The sequence below is a fragment of the Mesorhizobium sp. WSM3859 genome (assembly GCF_002295065.1).
In the GTDB taxonomy this organism is placed as follows: Bacteria; Pseudomonadota; Alphaproteobacteria; order Rhizobiales; family Rhizobiaceae; genus Mesorhizobium.
On the sequence record NZ_NSGG01000001.1, the window covers coordinates 505,567 to 529,194 of the forward strand.

Annotated in this window: 24 protein-coding genes; 6 read left to right on the forward strand and 18 right to left on the reverse strand. The window is 63.8% G+C overall.

Going from position 1 to position 23,628, the window contains the following annotated elements:
- Positions 1 to 58: 58 nt before the first annotated feature.
- The 4 genes from CK230_RS02425 to CK230_RS02440 form a co-directional block, all read right to left on the reverse strand.
- A complete protein-coding gene (locus CK230_RS02425; protein WP_095815584.1) occupies positions 59 to 655 on the reverse strand; it encodes a LysE family translocator in 597 nt (198 codons plus the stop codon).
- A gap of 96 nt (positions 656 to 751) precedes the next feature.
- Positions 752 to 1,405, reverse strand: a complete 654-nt coding sequence (locus CK230_RS02430) for a sel1 repeat family protein (RefSeq protein WP_141245973.1) — start codon at positions 1,403 to 1,405, stop codon at positions 752 to 754.
- Positions 1,406 to 1,431: 26 nt separating this feature from the next.
- Complete coding sequence (gene ilvN / locus CK230_RS02435; protein ID WP_095815586.1) at positions 1,432 to 2,004, reverse strand: acetolactate synthase small subunit; 573 nt, start codon at positions 2,002 to 2,004, stop codon at positions 1,432 to 1,434.
- 137 nt (positions 2,005 to 2,141) lie between these two features.
- Positions 2,142 to 3,923 carry an acetolactate synthase 3 large subunit gene (locus tag CK230_RS02440; protein ID WP_095815587.1) on the reverse strand — a complete coding sequence of 594 codons (1,782 nt, stop codon included), beginning with the start codon at positions 3,921 to 3,923 and terminating at the stop codon, positions 2,142 to 2,144.
- 380 nt (positions 3,924 to 4,303) lie between these two features.
- Between CK230_RS02440 and CK230_RS02445 the strand changes: the two genes are divergently transcribed.
- Complete coding sequence (locus CK230_RS02445) at positions 4,304 to 6,112, forward strand: NAD(P)/FAD-dependent oxidoreductase (protein ID WP_095815588.1); 1,809 nt, start codon at positions 4,304 to 4,306, stop codon at positions 6,110 to 6,112.
- 51 nt (positions 6,113 to 6,163) lie between these two features.
- Here the strand turns inward: CK230_RS02445 and CK230_RS02450 are convergent, their stop codons facing one another.
- Positions 6,164 to 7,324: a PcfJ domain-containing protein gene (locus CK230_RS02450; RefSeq protein WP_095815589.1), complete on the reverse strand. Its 1,161-nt coding sequence runs from the start codon at positions 7,322 to 7,324 to the stop codon at positions 6,164 to 6,166.
- A gap of 394 nt (positions 7,325 to 7,718) precedes the next feature.
- Between CK230_RS02450 and CK230_RS32980 the strand changes: the two genes are divergently transcribed.
- The gene (locus CK230_RS32980; protein WP_176479986.1) at positions 7,719 to 7,877 is read left to right on the forward strand and encodes a hypothetical protein; all 159 of its coding nucleotides are present in this window, start codon (positions 7,719 to 7,721) and stop codon (positions 7,875 to 7,877) included.
- A 162-nt stretch (positions 7,878 to 8,039) separates the two neighbouring features.
- Here the strand turns inward: CK230_RS32980 and CK230_RS02455 are convergent, their stop codons facing one another.
- Together CK230_RS02455 and CK230_RS02460 are read right to left on the reverse strand one after the other, a co-directional pair.
- Positions 8,040 to 8,630 carry an HD domain-containing protein gene (locus CK230_RS02455; RefSeq protein WP_095815590.1) on the reverse strand — a complete coding sequence of 197 codons (591 nt, stop codon included), beginning with the start codon at positions 8,628 to 8,630 and terminating at the stop codon, positions 8,040 to 8,042.
- Positions 8,627 to 9,778 (reverse strand): gamma-butyrobetaine dioxygenase, encoded by a 1,152-nt coding sequence (locus CK230_RS02460; protein ID WP_095815591.1) that lies wholly within the window; start codon positions 9,776 to 9,778, stop codon positions 8,627 to 8,629. The genes CK230_RS02455 and CK230_RS02460 overlap by 4 nt, the downstream gene beginning before the upstream one ends.
- 109 nt (positions 9,779 to 9,887) lie before the next feature.
- Here CK230_RS02460 and CK230_RS02465 point away from each other — a divergent pair, with 109 nt between their 5' ends.
- On the forward strand, positions 9,888 to 10,772 hold the full coding sequence (locus tag CK230_RS02465; RefSeq protein ID WP_245429795.1) for a LysR family transcriptional regulator: 885 nt from the start codon (positions 9,888 to 9,890) through the stop codon (positions 10,770 to 10,772).
- Here the strand turns inward: CK230_RS02465 and CK230_RS02470 are convergent.
- From CK230_RS02470 to CK230_RS02480, 3 genes are read right to left on the reverse strand one after another with little or no spacing between them, the layout of a single operon-like run.
- Positions 10,764 to 11,303: a GNAT family N-acetyltransferase gene (locus tag CK230_RS02470; RefSeq protein WP_095815837.1), complete on the reverse strand. Its 540-nt coding sequence runs from the start codon at positions 11,301 to 11,303 to the stop codon at positions 10,764 to 10,766. The two genes, CK230_RS02465 and CK230_RS02470, sit on opposite strands and share 9 nt — an antisense overlap.
- Before the next feature lie 56 nt (positions 11,304 to 11,359).
- A complete protein-coding gene (locus tag CK230_RS02475) occupies positions 11,360 to 11,668 on the reverse strand; it encodes a hypothetical protein (protein WP_095815592.1) in 309 nt (102 codons plus the stop codon).
- Between the two features lie 5 nt (positions 11,669 to 11,673).
- Positions 11,674 to 12,240 carry an XRE family transcriptional regulator gene (locus CK230_RS02480; protein WP_095815593.1) on the reverse strand — a complete coding sequence of 189 codons (567 nt, stop codon included), beginning with the start codon at positions 12,238 to 12,240 and terminating at the stop codon, positions 11,674 to 11,676.
- 151 nt (positions 12,241 to 12,391) lie between these two features.
- Here CK230_RS02480 and CK230_RS02485 point away from each other — a divergent pair, with 151 nt between their 5' ends.
- Positions 12,392 to 14,227, forward strand: coding sequence for an ATP-binding protein (locus tag CK230_RS02485; RefSeq protein WP_095815594.1), 1,836 nt, complete (start codon positions 12,392 to 12,394; stop codon positions 14,225 to 14,227).
- Between the two features lie 182 nt (positions 14,228 to 14,409).
- Here the strand turns inward: CK230_RS02485 and CK230_RS02490 are convergent, their stop codons facing one another.
- Complete coding sequence (locus CK230_RS02490; protein ID WP_095815595.1) at positions 14,410 to 15,201, reverse strand: GGDEF domain-containing protein; 792 nt, start codon at positions 15,199 to 15,201, stop codon at positions 14,410 to 14,412.
- 125 nt (positions 15,202 to 15,326) lie between these two features.
- Positions 15,327 to 16,271, reverse strand: coding sequence for a tRNA (adenosine(37)-N6)-dimethylallyltransferase MiaA (gene miaA, locus CK230_RS02495; protein WP_095815838.1), 945 nt, complete (start codon positions 16,269 to 16,271; stop codon positions 15,327 to 15,329).
- Here miaA and serB point away from each other — a divergent pair.
- Both serB and CK230_RS02505 read left to right on the forward strand, forming a co-directional pair.
- Complete coding sequence (serB, locus tag CK230_RS02500; RefSeq protein WP_095815596.1) at positions 16,261 to 17,148, forward strand: phosphoserine phosphatase SerB; 888 nt, start codon at positions 16,261 to 16,263, stop codon at positions 17,146 to 17,148. The genes miaA and serB overlap by 11 nt on opposite strands.
- Entirely contained in the window at positions 17,145 to 17,717 is a 573-nt protein-coding gene (locus CK230_RS02505; RefSeq protein WP_095815597.1) for a GNAT family N-acetyltransferase, read from the forward strand. Before serB ends, CK230_RS02505 begins: the two co-directional genes overlap by 4 nt.
- Positions 17,718 to 17,762: 45 nt before the next feature.
- Here the strand turns inward: CK230_RS02505 and CK230_RS02510 are convergent, their stop codons facing one another.
- The 6 genes from CK230_RS02510 to CK230_RS02535 all read right to left on the reverse strand — a co-directional run bounded on the left by CK230_RS02510 (position 17,763) and on the right by CK230_RS02535 (position 23,561).
- Positions 17,763 to 19,280 (reverse strand): DegQ family serine endoprotease, encoded by a 1,518-nt coding sequence (locus CK230_RS02510; protein ID WP_095815839.1) that lies wholly within the window; start codon positions 19,278 to 19,280, stop codon positions 17,763 to 17,765.
- Between the two features lie 229 nt (positions 19,281 to 19,509).
- Positions 19,510 to 19,695: a DUF2065 domain-containing protein gene (locus CK230_RS02515; protein ID WP_095815598.1), complete on the reverse strand. Its 186-nt coding sequence runs from the start codon at positions 19,693 to 19,695 to the stop codon at positions 19,510 to 19,512.
- Between the two features lie 6 nt (positions 19,696 to 19,701).
- On the reverse strand, positions 19,702 to 20,673 hold the full coding sequence (locus tag CK230_RS02520; protein WP_095815599.1) for a protease modulator HflC: 972 nt from the start codon (positions 20,671 to 20,673) through the stop codon (positions 19,702 to 19,704).
- The gene (hflK, locus tag CK230_RS02525) at positions 20,673 to 21,779 is read right to left on the reverse strand and encodes an FtsH protease activity modulator HflK (RefSeq protein WP_095815600.1); all 1,107 of its coding nucleotides are present in this window, start codon (positions 21,777 to 21,779) and stop codon (positions 20,673 to 20,675) included. Before hflK ends, CK230_RS02520 begins: the two co-directional genes overlap by 1 nt.
- 247 nt (positions 21,780 to 22,026) lie before the next feature.
- Positions 22,027 to 22,545 carry a dihydrofolate reductase gene (locus CK230_RS02530; RefSeq protein ID WP_095815601.1) on the reverse strand — a complete coding sequence of 173 codons (519 nt, stop codon included), beginning with the start codon at positions 22,543 to 22,545 and terminating at the stop codon, positions 22,027 to 22,029.
- Positions 22,545 to 23,561: a DUF4424 domain-containing protein gene (locus CK230_RS02535; protein WP_095815602.1), complete on the reverse strand. Its 1,017-nt coding sequence runs from the start codon at positions 23,559 to 23,561 to the stop codon at positions 22,545 to 22,547. Before CK230_RS02535 ends, CK230_RS02530 begins: the two co-directional genes overlap by 1 nt.
- Between the last annotated feature and the right edge of the window lie 67 nt (positions 23,562 to 23,628).

Here is a 23,628-nt window from a genome sequence, read left to right on the forward strand (position 1 = left end):
CACCGGAAGCGCAGAAAGCCAGCGTTTGCAGGCCGGCCTCACCTGAATATCGACACATCTAACGGAGCATCGGCCACAGCGTTGCCGCGAGCAACAGACCCATGGCGATGTTGAACCATTTCAGCCGCACCGGATCTGACAGGAAACCGCGCAGCGCCGTACCGAAGCCGGCCCAAACCGAAACGCTGGGCAGGTTGACGATGGTGAAGGCGATCGAGATCAGCGCCACCGAGACGAATGGATGGTCGGCGTCGGTGTAGACAGCCATCGCGGTGATCGCCATCACCCAGGCCTTGGGATTGACCCACTGGAAGGCAGCGGCCTCGATGAAGCGCATCGGCCGCCCCTCCGCCCCTTTTCCATCGCTAATCGAGCGCGACATGGCGATCTTCCAAGCGAGGTAGAGCAGATAGGCGGCGCCCGCGATTTTCAGCGCCGTATGCAGCGCAGGCAGCGCTGTGAGCACGGCGCCGAGCCCTAAGGCGACGGCCAGCAGCAGGACCAGAAAGCCGATGCTGATGCCCAGCATGTGCGGAACCGTCCGGGCGATGCCGAAATTGGCGCCGGAAGCGAGCAGCATGAGGTTGTTCGGCCCCGGCGTGATCGAAGTCACGAAGGCGTAGACCAACAAAGCGGAAAAAGCTTCAAGAGACATCGCAGGTCACAAAGGTCAACAATACTGACTTAATCTGCAATGAACTCCGAGGCAAAGAGACCACCCGCGAGCAGACGAAACGCTGCCGTTGGCAAGCTAGTGGCCACGTAGAGTTTCCATGTAAGATTTGGCGTATTGGCAGGCCACGAAGCTGGCATCGATCTCGCAGGCCTTCTTGAACGCGGTCATGGCTGCGTCTTCGTCTTTCGCTACACCCTCGCCGTTTTGAAGCGCTGCGCCGTACATGGTGCATCCCCACGCATCGACTTCGCTGCAACTCAACTTGAAGGTCTCATATGTGCAGTGGTTTGCCGCTTTCTCGTTTCCGCGCAAATGGTCCGGCAATCTGCCTAGGCGCATGCCGGCGCCACGATTTGTGCAGCCGGCCGCGCTGCCGGCGGCGCAGGCTTGGGCGAACATCGCCTCGGCTTTCAGTTGCTGGTCCCCGCCGCCATTCTCCTGGATAACCCTGGCCGTCTCGAAACATGCTTCGGGGTTGTGCCCATTGAAGCAAAGCCTGGCGCAGTCCAGCGCGTCCCGCTCACAACGGTCGTAGTTTATTTCCGGCAGCACGACATTGCTGCGCGACACCGACTTGCGCCAGACGTCTGTCGGGCACTGCTGGAAATACGCATCGGGCGTGCCCCTACGGCCGACTTCCCTCAGCAATTTCGACATCACTCGGGGGTCGAACATCGGCTCGTCGCCGAGCGCTGCCGTCGCGGTGGCGACGACGGTCGCGATGGCCACCAGAATTGCCGCCCCCCGCGTCATCGTTACATGCCTTGTGGACCGCGGTTCATCGCGGCGACGCCGGTGCGGCAGATCTCGACCAGGCCGAGCGGCTTCATGATGGCGATGAACTGGTCGAGCTTGGATCCCTTGCCGGTGATCTCGAAGATGAAATGCTCGGTATTGGCGTCGATGACCGAGGCGCGGAAGGCATCCGCAAGCCGAAGCGCCTCGACGCGGGCATCGCCTGTGCCGGCGACCTTGACCAGCGCGAGCTCGCGCTCCAGCGGCCGCTCCTGCCCTAGCTCACGCGAGCGCACGGTCAGGTCCACCACCCGGTGCACCGGCACGATGCGCTCGAGCTGATGCTTGATCTGCTCCATCACATGCGGCGTGCCGCGCGTCACGATTGTGATGCGCGACAGATGCTTCTCGTGCTCGGTCTCGGAAACGGTCAGGCTTTCGATGTTGTAGCCACGGCCGGAGAAAAGGCCGATGACGCGGGCGAGCACGCCCGGTTCGTTGTCGACCAGCACGGAAAGCGTATGGGATTCCGGCTTCTCAGTTTCCTTGGCGATGAAATAAGCCGAACCGGTCGGCTGAAGCTGTGCGTTCATGACGTGAATCTCGATTTCAGACTTTTGAGCTAATTCTCTGTTTGCGCACGGCTTTCTCGCGACAGCCTCGCCTTTGTGGCTGGTGGATGGAGCATGATGTTGCCCGAAAACCGCTTCACACTTTTCGGCATCATGCTCTAGACCAATTCCCTGCCCTTGGCGTCGATGGCGTTGGCCACCGCTTCGTCGGTCGCCTCGTCCGGCAGGAGCATCTCGTTATGCGCCTTGCCGGACGGGATCATCGGGAAGCAGTTGGCCAAGGTCGCCACGCGGCAGTCGAACAGCACCGGCTTCTTCACCGAGATCATGTCGCGGATCGCGTCGTCGAGCTCGTCCGGCTTGTCGCAGCGAATGCCGTGGCCGCCATAGGCCTCCGCCAGCTTGACGAAGTCCGGCATCGCCTCGGTGTAGGAATGCGACAGCCGGTTGCCGTGCAGCAGCTGCTGCCACTGGCGCACCATGCCCATATACTGGTTGTTGAGAATGAAGATCTTGATCGGCGCCTCGTACTGCACCGCCGAGCTCATCTCCTGCATCGTCATCTGCACCGAGGCGTCGCCGGCGATGTCGATGACCAGCGCATCCGGATGCGCGATCTGCACGCCGAGCGCCGCCGGCAGGCCGTAGCCCATCGTTCCCAGGCCGCCCGACGTCATCCAGCGGTTCGGCTTGTCGAAATGATAGTGCTGCGCCGCCCACATCTGGTGCTGGCCGACCTCGGTGGTGATATAGGTGTCCATGTCCTTGGTCAGCGCATAGAGCCGCTGGATCGCATATTGCGGCATGATGACGTCGCTGTTCATCTTGTAGGCGAGCGAATCCCGCGCGCGCCATTTCGCGAGCTGCTCCCACCACGGATAGAGCGCCTTCTTGTCGGTCTTGGCAGTCGCCCGCCACAGCCGCACCAGATCCTCCAGCACACGACCGACATCGCCGAGGATCCCGATATCGGCATGGACGTTCTTGTTGATCGAGGACGGGTCGATATCGATATGGATCTTCTTCGAGTTCGGCGAGAACGCGTTGAGCCGGCCGGTGATGCGGTCGTCGAAGCGCGCGCCGATGCAGATCATCACGTCGCAGTCATGCATCGCCATATTGGCTTCGTAGGTGCCGTGCATGCCGAGCATGCCGACCCAGTTCTTGCCTGACGCCGGATAGGCGCCGAGCCCCATCAGCGTCGAGGTGATCGGGAAGCCGGTGAGGTCGACCAGCTCGCGCAGCAGGTGGCTGGCCTCCGGGCCGGAATTGATGACGCCGCCGCCCGAATAGATGATCGGCTTTTTCGCGCCAGCCATCAGCTCGACGGCAGCCTTCACCTTTTCCAGGTCGCCCTGGACTTTCGGCTGATAGCTGGTGCGCGGCGCCGTCTGCGGCGGCACATAGATGCCCTTGGCGAACTGGACGTCCTTCGGAATGTCGACCACGACCGGGCCGGGGCGGCCGGTCGTCGCCACATGGAACGCTTCATGGATGGTGGCGGCGAGATCGTTGACGTCCTTCACCAGCCAATTGTGCTTGGTGCAGGGCCGCGTGATGCCCACCGTGTCGCATTCCTGGAAGGCATCCGAGCCGATCAGCGAGGTCGGCACCTGGCCGGTGAGGCAGACCAGCGGGATGGAATCCATCAGCGCGTCCTGCAGCGGCGTCACCACGTTGGTGGCGCCGGGGCCGGACGTCACCAAAAGCACGCCGGCCTTGCCGGTCGAGCGCGCATAGCCTTCGGCCGCGTGGCCAGCGCCCTGCTCGTGCCGGACCAGGATGTGCTCGACATCGTCTTGTTGAAAAATCTCATCGTAAATTGGGAGAACCGCGCCGCCCGGATAGCCGAAGACATGCTTGACGCCGTTGTCCTTCAGCGCCTGCACCACCATCTCCGCGCCTGTCATTTCGCGCCGCTCGTTCTGTCCATTGCTCATCGGTCTGGTCCCGTACTGTCGCCGTTTGGGCGTTGCTGGTCGTTTAGTTGGATTTCAGGCAATAAAAAAGGCCCCCGAGGGAGCCTGTGTGATGCGCATGGGAGGTTTTCGCCCGGCGGTTACACCGCCTTGCCCACGCGCCAGCCTACGAGAATGAGTGCCGTTTTCATGGTCGCGGACACTAGAGGCGTGAAAGGCAGCCTGTCAACGGCAAAAATGACGCCTTTGCCCCACTCGCGGGCTCAAGCCATTGAAAACGCGCCAAACTATTGGAGGGCGTGACGCGAAGGAGGTTTTGCCGAAATACTTTGCGCATGCCGGTAGCCACATCCGGCCACAGCGCTCACCCAAAGAAGCGATCACAAGCCCGGAGGAAACTGATGCTCGAGAGAACACCCACCACCAAGGCGCAAGCGCTGCTCGACAGATTCGGCAAGGCGCTGGAAGCCGGCGACATCGACAGCGCCGTCAACTGCTTCCAGGCTGATTGCTACTGGCGCGACCTCGTCACCTTCACCTGGAACCTGAAGACCATGGAAGGCCAGGACCAGGTTCGCGACATGCTGCAGGCAACGCTGGCCAACACCAAGCCGACCGGCTGGGCGGTGGCCAAGGGCGAGGAAGCGAGCGAGGAAGGCGGCGTCATCACCGCCTGGATCACCTTTGAGACGAGCGTCGCGCGCGGCTTTGGCCTTGTGCGGTTCAAGGGCGACCTGATCTGGACCCTGCTCACCACGATGGCCGAGCTGAAAGGACATGAGGAGAAAGCTGGGTTCACCCGTCCGCTCGGCGCCAAGCACGGACACGGCAAGGACCGCACGACGTGGCGCGAGGAGCGCGAGGACGAAATCGCCAAGCTCGGCCATACCAGGCAACCCTATGTCGTCATCATCGGCGGCGGCCAAGGCGGTATCGCGCTCGGTGCCCGGCTGAAGCAGCTCGGCGTGCCGGCCATCATCATCGAGAAGAACGAGCGTCCCGGAGACTCCTGGCGCAAGCGCTACAAGTCGCTCTGCCTGCACGACCCGGTCTGGTACGATCACCTGCCCTATATCGACTTCCCGAAGAACTGGCCTGTCTTCTCGCCAAAGGACAAGATCGGCGACTGGTTGGAGATGTACACCAAGGTGATGGAGCTGAACTACTGGTCCTCCACCACCGCGAAGTCGGCAAGATATGACGAGAAGGCCAAGGAGTGGACCGTCGTCGTCCAACGCGACGGCAAGGAGATCACGATCAAGCCGAAGCAGTTGGTGCTGGCGACCGGCATGTCCGGCAAGGCGAACTGGCCGAAATACAAGGGCCAGGACATCTTCAAGGGCGAGCAGCAGCACTCCTCGACCCATCCCGGCCCGGACAAATACCGGGGCAAGAAGGTCGTGGTCATCGGCTCCAACAATTCGGCGCACGATATCTGCGCGGCGCTGTGGGAAGGCGGCGCCGACGTGACAATGGTGCAGCGCTCGTCGACCCACATCGTCAAGTCCGACACGCTGATGGATATCGGCCTTGGCTCGCTCTACTCAGAGCAAGCGGTGGAGAACGGCATGACGACGCGCAAGGCCGACATGATCTTCGCTTCGCTGCCCTACCGCATCCTGCACGAGTTCCAGATTCCGCTTTACAAGCAGATGAAGGAACGCGACGCGAAGTTCTACGAGGACTTGGAAAAGGCCGGCTTCATGCTCGACTGGGGCGACGACAACTCAGGTCTGTTCATGAAATATCTGCGTCGTGGCTCCGGCTACTACATCGATGTCGGCGCCTGCGACCTCGTCATCGACGGCTCGATCAAGCTGAAGAGCGGGCCGGGTGCGGCGGTGCAGGAGCTCACCGAAACCGGTGTCAAATTCGTCGACGGCACCGAATTGCCGGCCGACCTGGTGATCTATGCCACCGGCTACGGCTCGATGAATGGCTGGGCCGCCGACCTCATCTCGCAAGAGGTGGCGGACAAGGTCGGCAAGGTCTGGGGCCTCGGCTCCGCCACCACCAAGGATCCGGGTCCCTGGGAAGGCGAGCAGCGCAACATGTGGAAGCCGACGCAGCAGGAGGCGCTATGGTTCCATGGCGGCAACCTCCACCAGTCGCGGCACTACTCGCAATATCTGTCGCTGCAGCTGAAGGCCAGGCAGGTCGGGTTGCCTACCCCGGTCTACGGGCTGCAGGAGGTCTATCACAAGGGATAGATGCCACTGTGCAAAAAGACCCGCGCGGCTTCAGCCGCGCGGGTCTTGCGTTCAGGCCCTGAGTGTCACACCCCTCGCCTTGGCCCAGCGCTCGACGATCTTGCGCTCCTCCGGCAAGGCCAGACGGTTGCCAAAACCGCGCACCTGGATCGCGCGGTTTTGCGGATCGAGCTCGATCGTCAGCAGCCGCTCGATTTTGCCGAGCGCGGTGCGCCGCAGCACCCAGATCGAGGCGTTGCCGGCGATGCATTTGGCCGCGTAGGTAGAAACGCAGTGATGCATCGCGCGGCTCTCCGCGACCAAGTCCTCGGCCGTCTTCAACTGCCGAACGAAGAAACGCTCGCCGCGCACCTTCGCGTCCTTGGCCGATGGCTGCCACTCCCAGTCCTCCAGGCGCGAGCCGTCCCAGGCACCGCTCTGCGCCTGCGTTCCGGAGGCACGCTGGTTACGTCCGGCCGCGCGGCGGCGCATGGCCTCGATGCGTTCGATCGCAGCGATGTCGCGATGCCAATCCAACATCTGCCGGCGCAGCGAGAGAAGCGTGCGGCCCTTCAGGCTGTAGGCCGCATCACGTTGATGCATGGCACCGATGTAATCGCATAGATCGTCGATCTCCTCCTTCGAAGCGGGATGTCCGCAGAAGAAGCGCACCACCTCGCGCCAGAAGGCCAGTTCACGACGCGGCGTGCGAGCGATCTTCGTGCGCGCAAGCCGCGCCGCCAACCCCAGGTTATCCGTGTAGGACCGGGCGATCGCCACCCAGAACGCCTCGGCGAAACCAGTGTCGCCGGACGCGTTGAGGAAGCAATGCACCTCCTTGCGCGACAGCCATGCATTGGCGCCGGTCCTGTAGAGCGAGTCGCCACGCGCGACCGTCACATACCAGGACTTGCGAAACGCAATCTCGTTGGCGTCGAGGCCCGTGCTGTCCAGCCAGACGCCCTCAAGCGCGGCCGAAACCGGATAGCGCGCGTAGAGATAGCGCGCCGCGGCCAGCCGCAGTCGCGCACGGTCGCGCGTCTTCAGCTTGGGACGCCACAGCGCGCCGTCGCGGATCGCCATGCCGGCAAAGCCCGAGCGTGCGTCGTCCAGCGCCCGCTCGAAATCCGGAACGGGACGCGTGGCGGCGAAGACCTGCCGCAGCCTTGCATCATATGCTTCAATACGTTGGCGCTCGGCGTCCTGCCTGCGCTGGATCATGGACCTGGCCATGGCCGTTCTTCCCAGTTGGAACCCTGTCCGCCGCACGCATTCCCAGCGTCGGCACGGATCGTGACGATCTGGATTGCGGGATCTTTGACAGGTCTCCTCTCGGGATGACGGGTTATGATGGCGGGCTCTCTAGCCTCGGCGCAAAGATGGCGCAAGCGCCATTCTCTCAACATTTACAATGACCTGCTTGGCTGTTGCAAAGGCGCATCTGAGGCTTTCAGGCAGCCGGCATCGTTCGCGGAAAGCGCTCGGCTCACCCGTCGATTGGTCCCGCACGGTCAGCCGCGCGGAAAAGATAACTGCCCACCGCGGATTGCGGTCGGCGCTGGCATCGTCAGGAAGTTTGAAATCCGCGGTAGCGGGTCAACCGGTCCGTCCGCCGAGAAGGCGCGAAATGCGTGAACAGGATCTCATCGTCGCCTCCATCAAAAGCGTTGTCGGTACCGGGACGGCCGTTGAAAACCAACTGGCCGCATATCGGGCGCGGCTAATACATCTGATCGAGCACGACAGCAAGGCGCCGCCCATGCTCGGCATCGCCGGGTTCGAATGAGGTCTCGACATTTCGCCCATTCGGACTGGACGCCATTGGACCCGGAGCGCGAGCACTTGCGACCTGAAGGCGGTCGCGGCAGCCGTCCGGCAGGTATCCAATCAGGGCGTTTTCGCCGTCGAAGCAAAAACACATGACCGCATCCTTCCCGGTTATGTTCGGCTAGGCCGCCTTTTCCGCCGCGAATTTTCTCACGACGCGCTCCAGCATGGGCACATAGTCGCGAAAGGTGCGCGTCTTCATGTCGGCGACCTTGCCGCCCTCGTCCCAGATGCGCACGCGCACTGCTTCGTCGTGGAAGGGATTGCTGCGGAACTCGGCCACTTCCTCCGCACTCATCGGCCCGCCCTGCAGCGACAGCGTATGCACCGAGGCCGGCGACAGCTTGCTGAAATAGGTCGGGTCGGTAGCGCAAAGGTAGCGCTTGGCCGAAACGTGCAGCCTGACGCATTCGACGATAACCGGCGGGAAGAAAGGCGCGAGCACCTCGCCGCCCGCCTCGTCATGGTGCTTGTCCTCGACGTCGTCGGGCGAATAGGTGCCGAACTCGCTGGTGTAATGGCCGATGTCGTGCAGGAGCGCCGCCGCCACAAGTTCCTCCGGCGCGCCGTCCCGCTCGGCGAGCCACGCGCCCTGCAGCATGTGCTCGGACATCGTGACCGGCTCGCCGAGATAGGATTCGGCGCCGCGGCGCTCGAAAATATCGGCGATGAATTCGACGATGTTTCCTGCGTTCAATTCATTCGGCTTCATTCCGCCGCCTCCTTGAAATCATGCTCGATCGCGGCGAGCGTCGACAGCAGGCCGTCCTTGTCGGCGTAGCAGCCTTGCAGCCAGCGCTTGCCGCTGCCGGAAAACGCCTTGCGTGCATGCATGACGCGCGTGTTGTCGACTATGAAGGATTCTCCCGCCTCGAGCTTGAACGTCACCTCGAAGGCAGGGTCCTCGATCAACTCGGCGAATCTGCGATAGGCCGCGTAGTATTTCTCCATCTCGGCGAAAGGCACATCGACGGCCGGCGCCAGCGAGCGGTTGTTGAAGCGGATGCAGATCAGCTCGCCATCGGGCCCGAGCTCGATCATCGGCCGCTTCGACTGCAGCCGCACGCCCGACGAGCCGGCATATTCGAAGCGCGCCGGATAGGACGAAAGCAGCCGGAAGCCCTCCGGGTTTTCGGCCTGAAACGCGGCTGCCACCGCGAAACCGTCGACGACGCTGGATTCGCCGCCTTCGACCGTGTTCTCGATGCAGGCGAGAATCTGCAGCGTCGGCACCGGGTCGCGGTAGGGATTGTCGGTATGCGCCTGCAGGCCGAGATTGGTGTAGGCGAGATTGTTCGGATTGACCTCGGCCCGCACCTCGAACCAACGCCCGTAATTGGTCTCCCGGATGTAACCGAACAGGTCGGCCACCTTGCACAGCGCGCCGGATTCGGTCGGCAGGCCGTCCATGACGGCGAAACCATAACTGCGCACCGCGGTCAGCCATTGCCGCAGCACATTGCTGTCGGGGCTGGCATCCGCGTAGGCAGCGCGCGGCACGGAGTTCTGCATCGTGGCTTTCGTCCAGCGCTTTATCCCGCTTCCTGTCCAACCAGGCCGCTGGACCTCCCCACGATCGTAGGCATGAGCGCGGAGCCAGCCCGCGGGAAACTCAACGGTCTTGCCTTCAGGGACGAATGTGACCTCCAACACCTCGCCCTTGATCGAGGCGGCGCCGATCCGCGTCTCGGCCGGAATGTCGAGGATGGTGATCAGCCGCTGTCCGTTGCCGGCGCTGCGCGTCCTGTCGTCCAGCGCATTGTCGCGCAGCCACATGGCGTGGAAGCGATTGCGCGCCCCGTCTCTCCAGCCAAGCTCGATCGTTCGTCCCTCGTCGCCTAGCGTCGCTGTCGTCAGCATGTCCCAGAAGCTCCATCCTTACCCGCCGCTGCGGGCACGGATTGCATGCTGACTTCCAAAGAGGCATAATTCAAATTATCGTTTTTTGGGCAATGGCCGCAAATTTATAATGGCTGTAAAAGCTTTCGACACGATGCCTCCTCTCGACTGGCTACGCAGTTTCGAGGCAGCCGCGCGCCTGTCGAACTTCACCGCCGCGGCCGCCGAGCTCGGCCTCACCCAAGCCGCCGTCAGTCAGCACATCCGCTTCCTGGAGGAGCGGCTCAAGACGCGACTGTTCGCGCGCCTGGCGCGCGGCGTGGCGCTGTCGCCAGAAGGCGCGGCCTACCTCCCGCATATCCAGTCGGCATTCGCGACCATCGGCAACAGCACCAACGAGCTGTTCGAGCCGCGCGCCGTGCAGACCGTCAGCATCCGCGTCCCCATCTCCTTCGCGTTGTTGGTGCTGGTCCCAGCTCTTCCGGACCTTGCAAAGGCGCTGCCACGGGTCGGGCTCGATCTGGTGACCATCCATCGGCCGACCGATTACGACCAGCCGGGCTCGGCGCTCGACATACGCTTCGGCAACGGATCCTTTCCCGGGCGCGAAGCCGACCGGCTCACGGTCGAGCGGCTTGTCCCGGTCGCGGCGCCTGCGCTGGCCCACGGTGCGGATTGGACATCGTTGCCGCTCCTCCTGGTGGCCGGCGCGCGCGAAATGTGGGCGGAGTGGTTTGCCGCTGCCGGGCTTGCCGGGCACTCGGGACGCTCGCACCGCTTCGACAGTTTCGTCGCCGCCATGGAAGCCGCGAGGGCCGGCGCCGGAGCGCTGCTCGGCTCGCGGCCGCTGGTCGACGCCGCCCTCGAAAGCAATGCCCTCGTCAGGCTTTCGGATTTCGAGCTGTCGAGCCCATCGGGGCATTTCCTGACAAGACCGTCGTCGTCGCGGTTGTCCGGCGCCGAACAGGATTTTCGCCGCTGGCTTCTGTCGCGTATCGCCAGAAGGTCAGGATAGCGTACGGGCTCCCGCTCCTATCCGCTTCCAATAGATCAGCGTCCCGGTAAGTCCGCCATGCGGCTTCAGCGCAAAGTCCGGGATCTCGCCGGTCAGCGTGAAGCCGAGCTTCTCATAAAGGCCTGCCGCGCCCTCCTCGCTCGCCGTATCCAGGACGAGCAGCGTGCGGCCTTTCTCGACCGCCAGTTCTTCCGCGGCGCGCATCAGACGGGTCGCGACGCCTTTGCCGCGATGGTCCCGGCCGGTCATCAGCTTGGCGATCTCGGCGCGGTGCGGCTGGTTGGGCGGAAAGTCGAGCAGCAGCGTGACGGTGCCTGCAAGCACCCCATCCTGCCATGCGCCCAGCACCGCCCTTTCGCCGCGTGCCGCCGCTGCAAGCGACTTGCGCGAGAAATCCCGCGCAGCGTCCGGCGGCAACGGATGCATGAAGCTCACCGATCCTCCGGCGGCGACAGTCTCGATCAACAGATCGGCGAGCATCGCGACGGTCGCCGCATCGTCGCTCAACACCCGGATTTCAAATGCGTTCATGCTGGTGTTCTCCAAGGTGATGCGGCATCGGGGGAAATGGTCATTCGGGGAAATGGTCATGCGAAATGGCTGATCCGCCTGCGCCGGCCCGCCCGCCGGATTTCGGCGATCCGGTCGGCGTCGTCCTCGCTGAGATGGCGCCCACGCTCCAGGATCTCGAGCGTATATTCCTCATAGGTCAGCCCGAGGCGCTCGGCCCTCTCCAGCCGCATCAGCATGACGGCCCGGCTTGGCGCCTTCCAGGCCTTGTCGTGGGCGACGCGCCAGGCGAGGAAAATGCAGGCGTCGCCCTTGCCCCAGGGCGGTCCTTCATAGTCGTCGAGCGGCGGCCCGCCATTGTGCGAGCTTTTCGGTCGTCGAGGCATCCGGATCAGTCCCTGACCAGCGCCACGAGATACTCCGCCGCAGCCGGTCCGGGAGCGTGAAAGACGCAGTCCGCCGGCGCCCCCAGCGCCAGGCAGTCGCCGGGCTCGAGCCGGTGCACCACATCGCCCTCGGTGAAGTCCAGCCTTCCGTCGATCAGCCAAATCTGCTGCTTGATGAAGGCGTAGGAGGCGGCCGGAAGGCTGACCCTGGCGCCCGCCGGCAGGCTGACCCTGATCAATTCCAGCGGCATCTGCGATGCCGGCGACAGATGCCGCCTTATGTAACCCGTTGCCGGATCCTGCCACACCGGCTGGTCGTCCCTGCGCGAAACGCCGCCGCCTTGCAGCTCGGCCCGTGCGATCAGCGTCGACAGCGTCATGCCGAAGGCGGCCGCAATGCGCACCAGGAGTGCCGCGGTCGGACTGGTCGTGCCGCGTTCGATGGCGCTCAGCATCGCTTTGGACACGTCCGAGCGTCCCGCAAGCTCGGCCAGCGACCAGCCCCTCACCGTCCTTTCGGAACGTATCCGCCTGCCGATCGTGGCGGTAATATCATTCGATATATTATCCATTCGTCCAATATATCGGAATCCAGACGGTGGAAAGAGGCCATTCGATCGAATTGTCGCGACCGGCTTAACACCGTCTACACCATTCGACCTCACCTCAATTTAACCCCGCCTGGATAGGGTCGACGCTCCAGGGAATGGGACCAGGTCAATTATGTTTGTCGAACGCGAAGCCTCCGTTGGCGAACCGATTTCGCAGGAGCGCCGCAATGTCCTGCAAAGCGACAAACGCATTCTCGGCAATGTCGTGCAATGCGACGGCGCGCGCGCCACCATCAGCGCCTACGCCGAGGATGCCGACGGCACGGTCACCGGCCAGTGGACGGTCGGCAAGATGATCTCCATCAATCTCGGCACCACGCGCACGGTCGGCCTCGTCTATGAGATCGGCAAATCGGACCGTGCCTGGAGCAATGAGGGCCAGAACCCGATCGAGGTCAGCATCGAATTGATCGGCGAAGTGCGCGACGGCGCGGAGCCCGGCGCCAAGCCGATCTTCGACCGCGGCATCACCGCCTATCCGCATATCGGCGCCATTGCCCACCGTATCCGCAGCCGCGACCTGCAAGCGGTCTACGATCTGGCGGGACGCCATTCGGTCACCATCGGCACGCTGTCGCAGGATGAATCGATCGATGCCAACATCGCCATCGACGACACGCTGGCGCGCCATTTCGCCATCGTCGGCACCACCGGCGTCGGCAAGTCCACGGCTGTCTCGCTGCTGTTGCGCAAATCGATCGAGGCACGGCCGGACCTGCGCGTGCTCATCCTCGACCCGCACAACGAGTTCGCGGCCTCGCTGCCGGAATATTGCGTCAAGGTCGATTCCAAGACGCTTGACCTGCCATTCTGGATGTTCAGGCTGGAGGAATTCGCCGAAGTGTTGTTTCGCGGCCGCGAGACGGTGCCCGAGGAAGTGGATGTCCTGCGCGACCTGATCCCGGCGGCCAAGAACCTCTATCGCAACCCCAGTTCCGGCACCTATGTCAGGCGCGGCAGCGATGCGCTGACGGCGGATACGCCAGTGCCTTACCGCATCGCCGATCTCATCAAGCAGATCGACGAGCGCATGGGCCTGCTCGAAAGCAAGAACGATCGCCCCATCCTGAAGTCGCTGAAGACGCGCATCGAATCGGCGGCCGCCGATCCGCGTTACCGCTTCATGTTCAATTCCCGCCTGATCGAGGACACGATCCACGAGACGATCGGCAATATTTTCCGCGTCCCCAACCACGGCCGCCCGGTCACCTGCTTCGAAATGGCTGGCATGCCTTCGGAAGTGGTCAACTCGGTCTGCTCGGTGCTGGCGCGCCTGGCCTTCGACCTGGCCTTGTGGAGCGAGGGTCGGCTGAGGCTGCTCCTGCTTTGCGAGGAAGCGCACCGCTATATGCCGGCCGATCCGCGCCTCGGCTTCGCGCCGACCAGGCATGCGCTGTCGCGCATCGCCAAGGAAGGCCGCAAGTATGGCTGCTATCTGGGTGTCGTCACCCAGCGCCCGGGCGAGCTCGACCCGACCATCCTGTCGCAGTGCTCGACCTTCTTCGCCATGCGCCTTGCCAACGAGCAGGACCAGGCAATCATCCGCTCGGCGATCGCCGACTCCTCGGCCTCGACGCTGGCGTTCCTGTCGTCGATGGGGCAGCGCGAAGCCATCGCCTTCGGCGAAGGCGTCGCGACCACCATGCGGCTGAAATTCGAGAAGCTGGCGCAGGAGTTCATTCCCGGCACAGCGAAAGGCGAGCAGATCGAGGCTTCCGTGGACGGCAGCGACGTCGATCTGGCCATGATCGTCGAGCGGCTCCGCAACGTGCCGAAGCCGCAGCAGGCCATGGCCTTCGCCGAGGCCGTGGACTCGGCTCGGCAGGCCGGCGACCCGGACTATAAGAAGCCGGCCACCGCAGCCCCCCGTCCCCAGCCGGACGACGACTTCGACACCCGCTACGGCCTGAAGCCCTCGACCTTCGGCATGCGCCAGCTCAACGACTGAGAGCGCTCCTCCTTCAGACTACCTCCGATTCCTCCTGGGTAAATCCCACCAGGAAATTCGTCAGGCTGAGTCGAATGGAGTCGCTGTCGAGAACCGGAGCGGAGCGGACATAAAGTCCGTGAGCACCGGAAGCGCAGAGAGCGGCTCCAGGCGGCCAGCCTCACGAATTTAGTGGTGGGATTTTAGGCGCAGACGCGGTTGCGGCCCTGCTTCTTCGCCTCATAGAGCTGGCGGTCGGCGCGTCGGTAGAAATCCTCGGCGCTCTCCTTGTGGTCCCAGACGGCAAGGCCGACGCTGGTGGTGACCTTCAGCCGCACATTGCCCGACAGGATCGACAGGTTGGCAATCGCCTTGCGGATACGCTCGGCGAACCTGGCAAGCAGCTCGACATCCATGTTGGGCGTGACGACGGCAAACTCCTCGCCGCCCAGCCGCGCCACCACATCGTGATAGCGCGTCATGCCTCTCAGGCAGGTGGCGACGGCCCGCAGCACTTCGTCACCGACGTCATGGCCATGCGTGTCGTTGACCTGCTTGAAATGATCGAGATCGAGGATCATCAGCCCGACAGGCCTGTCGATGCGGCGAAATTCGTGGAGATATTCGCGCAGCGCATCGTCGAAATAGCGGCGGTTCTGCATGCCGGTCAGACCGTCGGTGAGTGCGGCCTGCTCGAGCGTCTGCGAACGGGCGCTGAGCGAGACCGTCATGGCCCTGAGCTTGCCCTCTTCCCGCACCTGGCCACGGATCAGCGGGTAGATGAAGAAGGTGCCGAAGAACAGCGCGGTCGCCAGCAGCGCGCCGGTGACGAACAGCAATTTGTTGAGATAGACGATTTTGTCGACGCGCGATGCGGCGTCGAGATCCGAGGCGATGTCCTGCAACTGACCATAGGCATGGAATGTCACCAGGCCAGCGGCCAGGATCACGAAAATAAAGACGAAAAATGCGGATTCCGCCTTGTGGAAACGCATCTACTCCCCGCGCCACTGTAACCCTTGAGCTTATGCCATAGCGGACCTTACGGACCGTTAACCCGGACAACCCTGGCGAGAATTAGAACAAAGGATTTTAAGGCGCTGATTGAAAAGGCTTTTGGTCAGTCGTGAACTGCCGCTTCATCGCCCGGCCGCAGCCTGCGCCACTCCGCGCCAAGCTGGTGCCTGAACCAGGTCGACTGGCGCTTGGCATACTGCCGCGTCGCGATCTTGGCCCGCTCGATCGCCTCGGGAAAGCCGGACTGGCCGGCCATCGCCGCCTGCAGCTCGCGCACCCCGATCGCTTTCATCGCCGGCAGGTCCGGGTCGAGGCCGAGCGCCGTAAGCTGCCGCACTTCGTCAAGCGCGCCCTTGTCGAGCATCTGGTCGAAACGCGCCTCGATGCGCCGGACCAGTTGCTCCCGGTCCGGCTCGATGACCAGGAAACGGGCGCTGTCGCGGTCGATCAGCGGCCGGCCGCGCGCCGCCTGCCACTCCAGGATGGAACGTCCCGAAGCATCGAGCACTTCGAGCGCCCGCACGATCCGCTGGCCGTCCGTCGGCCTGAGTTGCATGGCCATGGTTGAATCCTCATGCATCAGCAGGCGATGCAGCCTTTCGGCTCCTTGCTCCTTGAGCTCGTAGCGCCAGCGCTCGCGCACGGCCGGTGGAATGTCCGGCATATCCGAAATGCCTTCGGCCAGGGCCCGGAAATAGAGCCCGGTGCCGCCGACGAAAACAACCGGACGGCCCGACAGCGCGCCGCCTTCTATCAGTCTCGTCACGTCGCGCAGCCAGGCGCCGGTGGAATAGGCCGTGGAGGGATGCACGTGGCCGTAAAGGAAGTGCGGCACGCGTGCCGTTTCGGCGGCCGTCGGCCGCGCGGTCAAGACGTCGAGCACCGAATAGCCCTGCATGGAATCGGTGTTGACGATGACCCCGCCACCGCGCTCGGCAAGATCGAGCGCCAGCGCCGACTTGCCGCTGGCTGTCGGCCCGGCTATCAGGATCGCGTTCTTGACGCGGCCTTCGCCCGCCTGCCTGCCGGAATGTTCAATGCCGCTGATCGCCACTTTAGTGTCCCGTCCAGAAGCCCGCGCCGTGCCGACCTCGCTTGCGAATATGGCCTTGCGGGCCGCCGGTGCAAGCGCCGTCCGTTGGCTGGCCGAGGACGTCGCCTGCGATCTCGTTTTGCCGCAGACGCCGGATATCGGCGAAATGACCGCCAATCTGCGCGCCGCGCTGGCTTCCGAGCCGGTCGATGTCATCGTTCAGCCGGCTGAAGGCAGGCGAAAGAAGATCCTGCTCGCCGACATGGATTCGACCATGATCGACCAGGAATGCATCGACGAGCTCGCCGACGAGATCGGCGTCAAGGACCACGTGGCGGCGATCACCGCGCGCTCGATGAATGGCGAGATCGCCTTCGAGCCGGCCTTGCGCGAACGCGTCGCCTTGCTGAGAGGCCTCGACACCGCCGTGGTCGACCGCATCATCGCCAACCGGCTGACGCTCGCCGCCGGCGGCCGGGCCTTGGTACAGACGATGCGCGCCAACGGCGCCTGGACGGCGCTGGTCTCGGGCGGCTTCGACGTCTTCACCAGCCGCATCGCCGCCATGCTGGGGTTCCAGGAAAACCGGGCCAACCGCCTGATCGAGGAAGACGGCGCATTCACCGGCATGGTGGCCGAGCCGATCCTCGGCCGCGCCGCCAAGGCCGAGGCGCTGCTCGACATCGCGAAGAGGCTCGAGCTGACGACAGAGGACGCCATCGCGGTCGGTGACGGCGCCAACGATCTCGACATGATCCGCCTTGCCGGCACCGGCGTCGCCCTGCACGCCAAGCCGGCGGTGGCCGAGCAGGCCCGGATCCGCATTGATCATGGCGACCTGACCGCGCTGCTTTATCTGCAAGGCTATCGCCGTGAGGAGTTCGCCGAGTGAGACCTATTCGGACCGAACGTTTGATCCTGCGCAACTGGGAGGATCGCGACCGCGAGCTCTTCCACCGCATCAACTCCGACGAGCGCGTCATGGAGTTCTTTCCGTTTCGTCGCACCCGGGCCGAGACCGACGCCAAGATGGAGGAATTCCGCCACTGGATCGAGCAGGATGGCTACGGCTTCGCCGCCGCCGAGATCGCGGCCACCGGCGAATGCATCGGCTTCATCGGTCTTCTGGATACGGATGATGTGCCATCGCTGCCGAACGGCGCGATCGAGATCGGCTGGCGGCTGGTGCCGGAATTCTGGGGCAAGGGCTATGTTACCGAGGCATCGGAAGCCTGGCTCGCCTTCGGCTTCGAAACGCTTGGCGTCGACGAGATCGTGTCATTCGCGGTTGCCGAAAACCATCGCTCGACCGCCGTCATGAAACGGCTCGGCATGCATGCCGATCCGAGTGCCGATTTCGATCATCCAAGTGTCCCCGACAGCCACCCGCATCTCAAGCGCCATGTCATGTACAGGCTGTCGCGCGAGGGCTGGCAGGCAGGAAAAAAGGCGGCTCGCTAGCCGCCCTTTTTATTGAAACTCTGGCGATTGGCCTGTCTTCCGGACTCAATCCATCCGGATTGTCACGAAACGCAGTTCGCCGGTCTTCGAGGCCAGCATCAGGAGCGCGTTCTTGCGGCCCTGTTCCTTCAGCGCGCCGATCCGGTCCATCACGTCCTTCGGCGTGCCGACCGATTCCTGCGCGATCTCGGTGATCACCTCGCCGGGCTGAATGCCGCGCTCGGCCGCCGCCGAATTCTTCGCGACGTCGGTGATCACCACGCCCGACACGTCGGCCGCGATGCCGAACTTCTGCCGCGTCTGGTCGTTGAGCTCGCCGACCGTTATGCCCAGCACCGACGCTGTCGATACCGGAGGCGTTGCCTTGTCGCCACTGCCCTGATCGGTGCTGCCGTTCTCGCCGCTGGCCAATTTCTCGCCATCCTCGAGCCGTCCGAGCGTCACCTTGACCGTCTGCTCGACGCCCTTGCGCACGATGACGACATCGACCGCCTTGCCGACGGGGCTTTCCGCCACGACGCGCGGCAGGTCGCGCATTTCATGGATATCCTTGCCGTCGAACTTGATGATGACGTCGCCGGCCTGGATCGTGCCATTGTCGACCGGCCCGCCCTTGATGACGCCGGCCACCAGCGCCCCCTTGGCGGTCGCCATGCCGAGGCTTTCGGCGATGTCGTCCGTCACCGGCTGGATGCGCACGCCAAGCCAGCCGCGCCGCGTCTCGCCATACTGGCGGAGTTGGTCGACGACGCCGGCGGCAAGCTGCGAGGGGATGGAGAAACCGATGCCGATCGAGCCGCCCGACGGCGAGATGATCGCCGTGTTGATGCCGATGACTTCGCCGTCGGCGTTGAACAGCGGACCGCCGGAATTGCCGCGGTTGATGGCGGCGTCCGTCTGGATAAAGTCGTCATAGGGGCCGGAATTGATGTCGCGGTTGCGCGCCGAGACGATGCCGACCGTCACCGTGCCGCCCAGGCCGAACGGATTGCCGATCGCCATCACCCAGTCGCCGACGCGCATCTTGGTGGAATCGCCGAACTTCACCGCCGTCAGCTTGTGGCCCTTAGGGTCGACCTTCAGCACTGCGACGTCGGTCTTGGTGTCGGTGCCGACGAGCGTCGCCTTCAGCGTGATGCCGTCGGAGAAGTTGACCTCGATATCGTCGGCATCGGCGATGACATGGTTGTTGGTCACCACGATACCCTGCTCGGCGTCGATGACGAAACCGGAGCCGAGCGACTGCACTTTCTGCGCAGTTCCCCCCTTGTCGCCGCCGCGGTTCTTGAAGAAATCGTCGAAGAAATCCTGGAATGGCGAGCCCTCGGGCAGTTGCGGCATCGGCACCGCGCCCGGCCCTTCCGTGCCCTTTACCGTCTGCGAGGTCGAGATGTTGACCACCGCGCCGAGCAGGCGCTCGGCGAGATCGGCGACCGAAGGCGGACCGTCGGAGGCGATCGTCGGCGTGACGAAGGACGGAACGGCTACAATGCCGACCGCGAATGCCGTGACGCCGGCGAAGACCATACGCCGCGCCGCGCGCAACAGGGTGTCGGATATCATCATGGCCTCCGGTGGTTCTGAAAAGGAAAGGCGCATCCGCAAAGGCGCCTGTCGGTTCATGTTGGCAAGAAATACGGCACGTTTGCGGCTATAGCTATCGGCGGAGGATAAATCGTCAATCGCTTCGGCACCAAGGAATTTTCAGTCGAGCAATTCCAGGAAAAGTGCTTGGCGGTTGGGCTCGGCGCCTTCGCCGTAGCCTTCCGTCCGGAATTGAGTCAAACGACAACTAGCCGCGAACCAGCCAGACGATGCCGACGCCGACGGCGATCGCAACCAGCCCGCCGATCCGCAGCACATTTTCCGGCATCGACAGCACCTCGGTGGCGAGTTTCCGGGCCAAAGCCGGAAACCCGCCATAGACCAGCCCTTCGATCACAAGGACCAGGCCGATTGCCGCCAGAAAATCCTGCACCGCCCGCTACTGGGCGGTGCCGGGTTGGGTCGCAGGCGCGGCAGGTGCCGTCGCAGGCGCGGCAGGTGCAGTCGCAGGCGCGGCGGGAGCCGGACCGGGCTTGCTGCCCGGATCGCGGAAGTAGCGGAAGAACTCGGACTCGGGCGAGAGCACCATCGTCGTTCCGGTGTTGTCCAACGCCGTGCCATAGGCGTTCATCGAGCGATAGAAGTCAAAGAAGGCGGGATCGCGCTTATAGGCATCCGCGAAGGTCGCGCTGCGCTGCGCCTCGCCCTCACCACGCAGGATCTCCGATTCCTTCTGCGCCTCGGCGACGATTTCGACGACCTCGCGGTCGGCCCGCGCCCTGATGCGTTGCGCCGCCTCGTTGCCGCGCGCCCTCAGGCGCTCGGCTTCCGCCAGACGCTCAGCCTTCATGCGGTCATAGGTCTGCTGCGAGACCTCGGCCGTCAGGTCGGTCCGGCGGATGCGCACATCCTCGATGTCGAGGCCGAGCGAGGTCGCGTCGGGGCGAAGCTGATCGCGCACCTCGCGCATCATGTTGCCGCGCTCTTCCGAAAGAGCGGCCTCGAAATCGCGCAGGCCGTAGACACGGCGCAGCGCCGCGTCGAGGCGTGTCCTCAGGCGGGCTTCGGCCAGCTCAACCTGACCGGACACCGCCGCGCGGAACGTACGCGGATCCGAGATGCGGTAGGCGATGAAGGCATCGACTTCGTAGAACTTGCCGCCCGAGACCTGGACGCGGATGTTGTCGAGGTCGAAGCGCATCACGCGCTTCTCGACCATCTGCACGCTGTCGGCATCGAAGAAGGCGAACGGCGCCTTGAAGTAGATGCCGGGCTCGTTCTTGACGTCGATGATCTCGCCGAACCTAAGCACGATCGCCTGCTGGCCGGCATTGACCACGAATACCGAGGAATAGAGCAGGAACAAAAGGACCGCCGCGATGACGGCAATGATGGGGAGACGGTTGGCCATCACTGGTTACCTCCCGTCGTGGCGCCGAGCGGCGACGGCGGCGCTTTCGGTTGCAAAGCCGGCAGCGGCAGGTAAGGCAGCACGCCCTGACCGTTGCCCGGCTCGACGACGACCTTGTTCGAGTCCTTCAGGATCCTCTCCATGGTTTCGAGATAAAGGCGCTTGCGCGTGACGTCGGGCGCCTTGGCGTATTCGTTGTAGACGGAGATGAAGCGCTGCGCCTCGCCTTCCGCCTCCTGAACGACCCGGTTCTTGTAGGCGGCCGCGTCTTCGCGGATCTGCGCCGCTTGGCCGCGCGCCTGTCCGAGCTTCTGGTTGGAATACTGGTTGGCCTGCTCGACGAACTTGTCCTCGTCCTGCTCGGCGCGTTGCACTTCATCGAAGGCGTCGGCGACCTCGCGCGGCGGCGCCGCGTCCTCGATCGAGACAGCGTTGACCTGCAGACCGGTCTTGTAGCCGTCCAGCGTGCCCTGGATGATCTCGCGCACCGCGGTTGCGATGCCTTGGCGATCGTCGCGGAAAATATCCTGGGCCGGGCGCCGGCCGACGACTTCGCGCATCGCGCTCTCGGCGACCTGCGCCAGCATGCCGTCGGGATCGGAGACGTCGAACAGGTAGGCTTTAGGATCGGAGACCTGGTAGGCTACCGAGAACTGAACGTTGACGATGTTCTGGTCACCGGAGAGCATCAGCCCGGAGCCGCTGCTCGCACCGCCGCCGATGCTGACCAGCTGCTCGGAGATCTTGGCCGTCTCGACCGTTTCGATCGGCCACCAGTGAAAATGCAGGCCAGGCTGCGACAGCTCGGTCTTCGGCTGGCCGAAGCGCAACTCGACGGCGACCTCGTCCGGCTGCACGGTATAAATCGCCTTGAAGGCCCAAAGCACGAGGATCGCCAGAGCGATGAGCCCGAGCACCGCCGGGCTGGCGCCGCCGCCGCCCGGAAGCGCGCGCCGCAGCCTGTCCTGGCCACGGCGGATGATGTCCTCGAGATCGGGCGGGGAACCCTGCGGTCCGCTTGGCCCTTTCGGTCCCTGCCCCCAGGGTCCCTGATTGCCGCCGCCGCCCCATGGGCCGCCGCCGCCGCTCTTGTCGTTCCAGGGCATGAATGTCCTTTCGCTTCGGTTCCCTCAGGCCTTGCGGCGCAATCCTAACGCAAGACCCAGAAAACCCATATCGGTTTTCGAAAAGGAATCATGCGCCAAAATCAAAGTATTACGGCAACCTCTTGTGCGTCCGGTTGGACGCGGACCGCTGCAACACCGTTCTTCTATAGGGACGCGTCGATCCGCTTTCAACGCGATGGGCCATCGTCCCCATGCGATTTGGATCGATAGCGACCCTTTGTCGTCGTCAACGATCGTCGCGTCGGCGCTCGTAAACCGTATAACGCGTGGCGTGGCTGTCTTTCTCGCCGGCGGGGAAATCCTCGGCGCTGACGATTTGCCAGATGCTCGGGTCGATCGGCGGGAAATGCGCGTCGCCATCGACGCTGGCCAGCACATGCGTCACATGCAGCCGGTTGGCCAGCGGCAAGGCCTGGGCGTAGATCTCGCCGCCACCGACCACGCAGATCTCCTCGGCGCCCGCCATGCAGCGGCCGCGCACCTTGGCCAGCGCGATCGCGTCACCCAGCGAGTGGGCCACCTCGGTGCCTTCGGCGCGCCAGGCCTTGTCGCGCGTCACCACGATGTTGAGCCGCCCGGGCAGCGGCCGGCCGATGCCCTCATAGGTCTTGCGGCCCATGATGATCGGCTTGCCCATCGTGTCGGCCTTGAAGCGCTTGAGATCGGTGGAAAGCCGCCACGGCAGGCCGCCCTCGCGGCCGATCACGCCATTTTCGGCGATGGCGACATAGATTGCGATGTCCATCAGCCGCCGTTCCCGCCATTGTCGGACGGCTCGAGCAGCAGGATGTCGATGTCGCGCTCGGGATAAAAATCCTTCGCGGTGATCTCGAATGTCGTCGGTCCGACCTTTTTGACATTGTCGCCGCAGAAGGAGACGAGGTTTTTGGGGCTGCCCTTGTCGATGGTCAGCTTGAAATTACCGATGGTGCCGGAGGCCCAGTTGCCCCCGGTGGTGAGGATGTAGGCGATCCGGCTCTCGTAATATTTCGGGTAGCCGTCCGGATTCGCCTTGGCCGCCTTGCGCACCGCGCTCTCGAACGTCTGATCCATGCAGTAGCGGGTCTTGTAAGTATCGTATTGCGGGCTCTGGAACTGGCCGTCGGAGAAGAAGCTGACCGAGGACGTGCCACCTACGCTTGGCTTGTAGCGGTGCGAGACATGGACCTCCTTGTTGGCAGGGAAGGTCGAGCGCCACCAATTGGTCGAGCGCAATTGCCAGAAGGGCACATAGGCGGTCTGCATGCCTGAACCATAATCGGCGGTATCCTGGATGATGATGCCGCGGTCTTCCCAGTCCTTGGTGACATCCTTGGGCAGCTTCGCCAGCGCCGCCTTGGCGGCATCGCCGAACGGATAGAGCGGCACGTTTTGGGCCTTGAGGTCGGCAGTGATGTCGATGCCCAGCGCGAACGCCCTCTGCTCGAGCTGAGGCTTCGCGTCGACGCCGTCGATCGTCACTTCGAAGCCGAGGAAATTGTTGCTCTGCGCCTCCGGGATCGCCGGCATCTCGTTGGGATCGCCCTCGATGTCGGGCATCGGGAACGCGACGATGGAGCTGACATCCTTGTCGGTGTTGTTGCGAAAGACATAGTCGACCGTCACCTTCTCCGGCGAGATGAAAAGATCCTCGCTTTGCATGGCGACGGCATCGCTACGCGACAGGATCAGCCCGCCCGTGCCGAGCTCGGCGACGGAATCATTGGCGAAGGCCGGAACAGCCATGATCGCCACCGCCGCGGTCAGTATGGTGCGTAACATGGACCCCTCCTCTGCGCCGCGATACCGGGACAGCCGGATGCGCATTTCCATCTACCCGTTTCAAGGT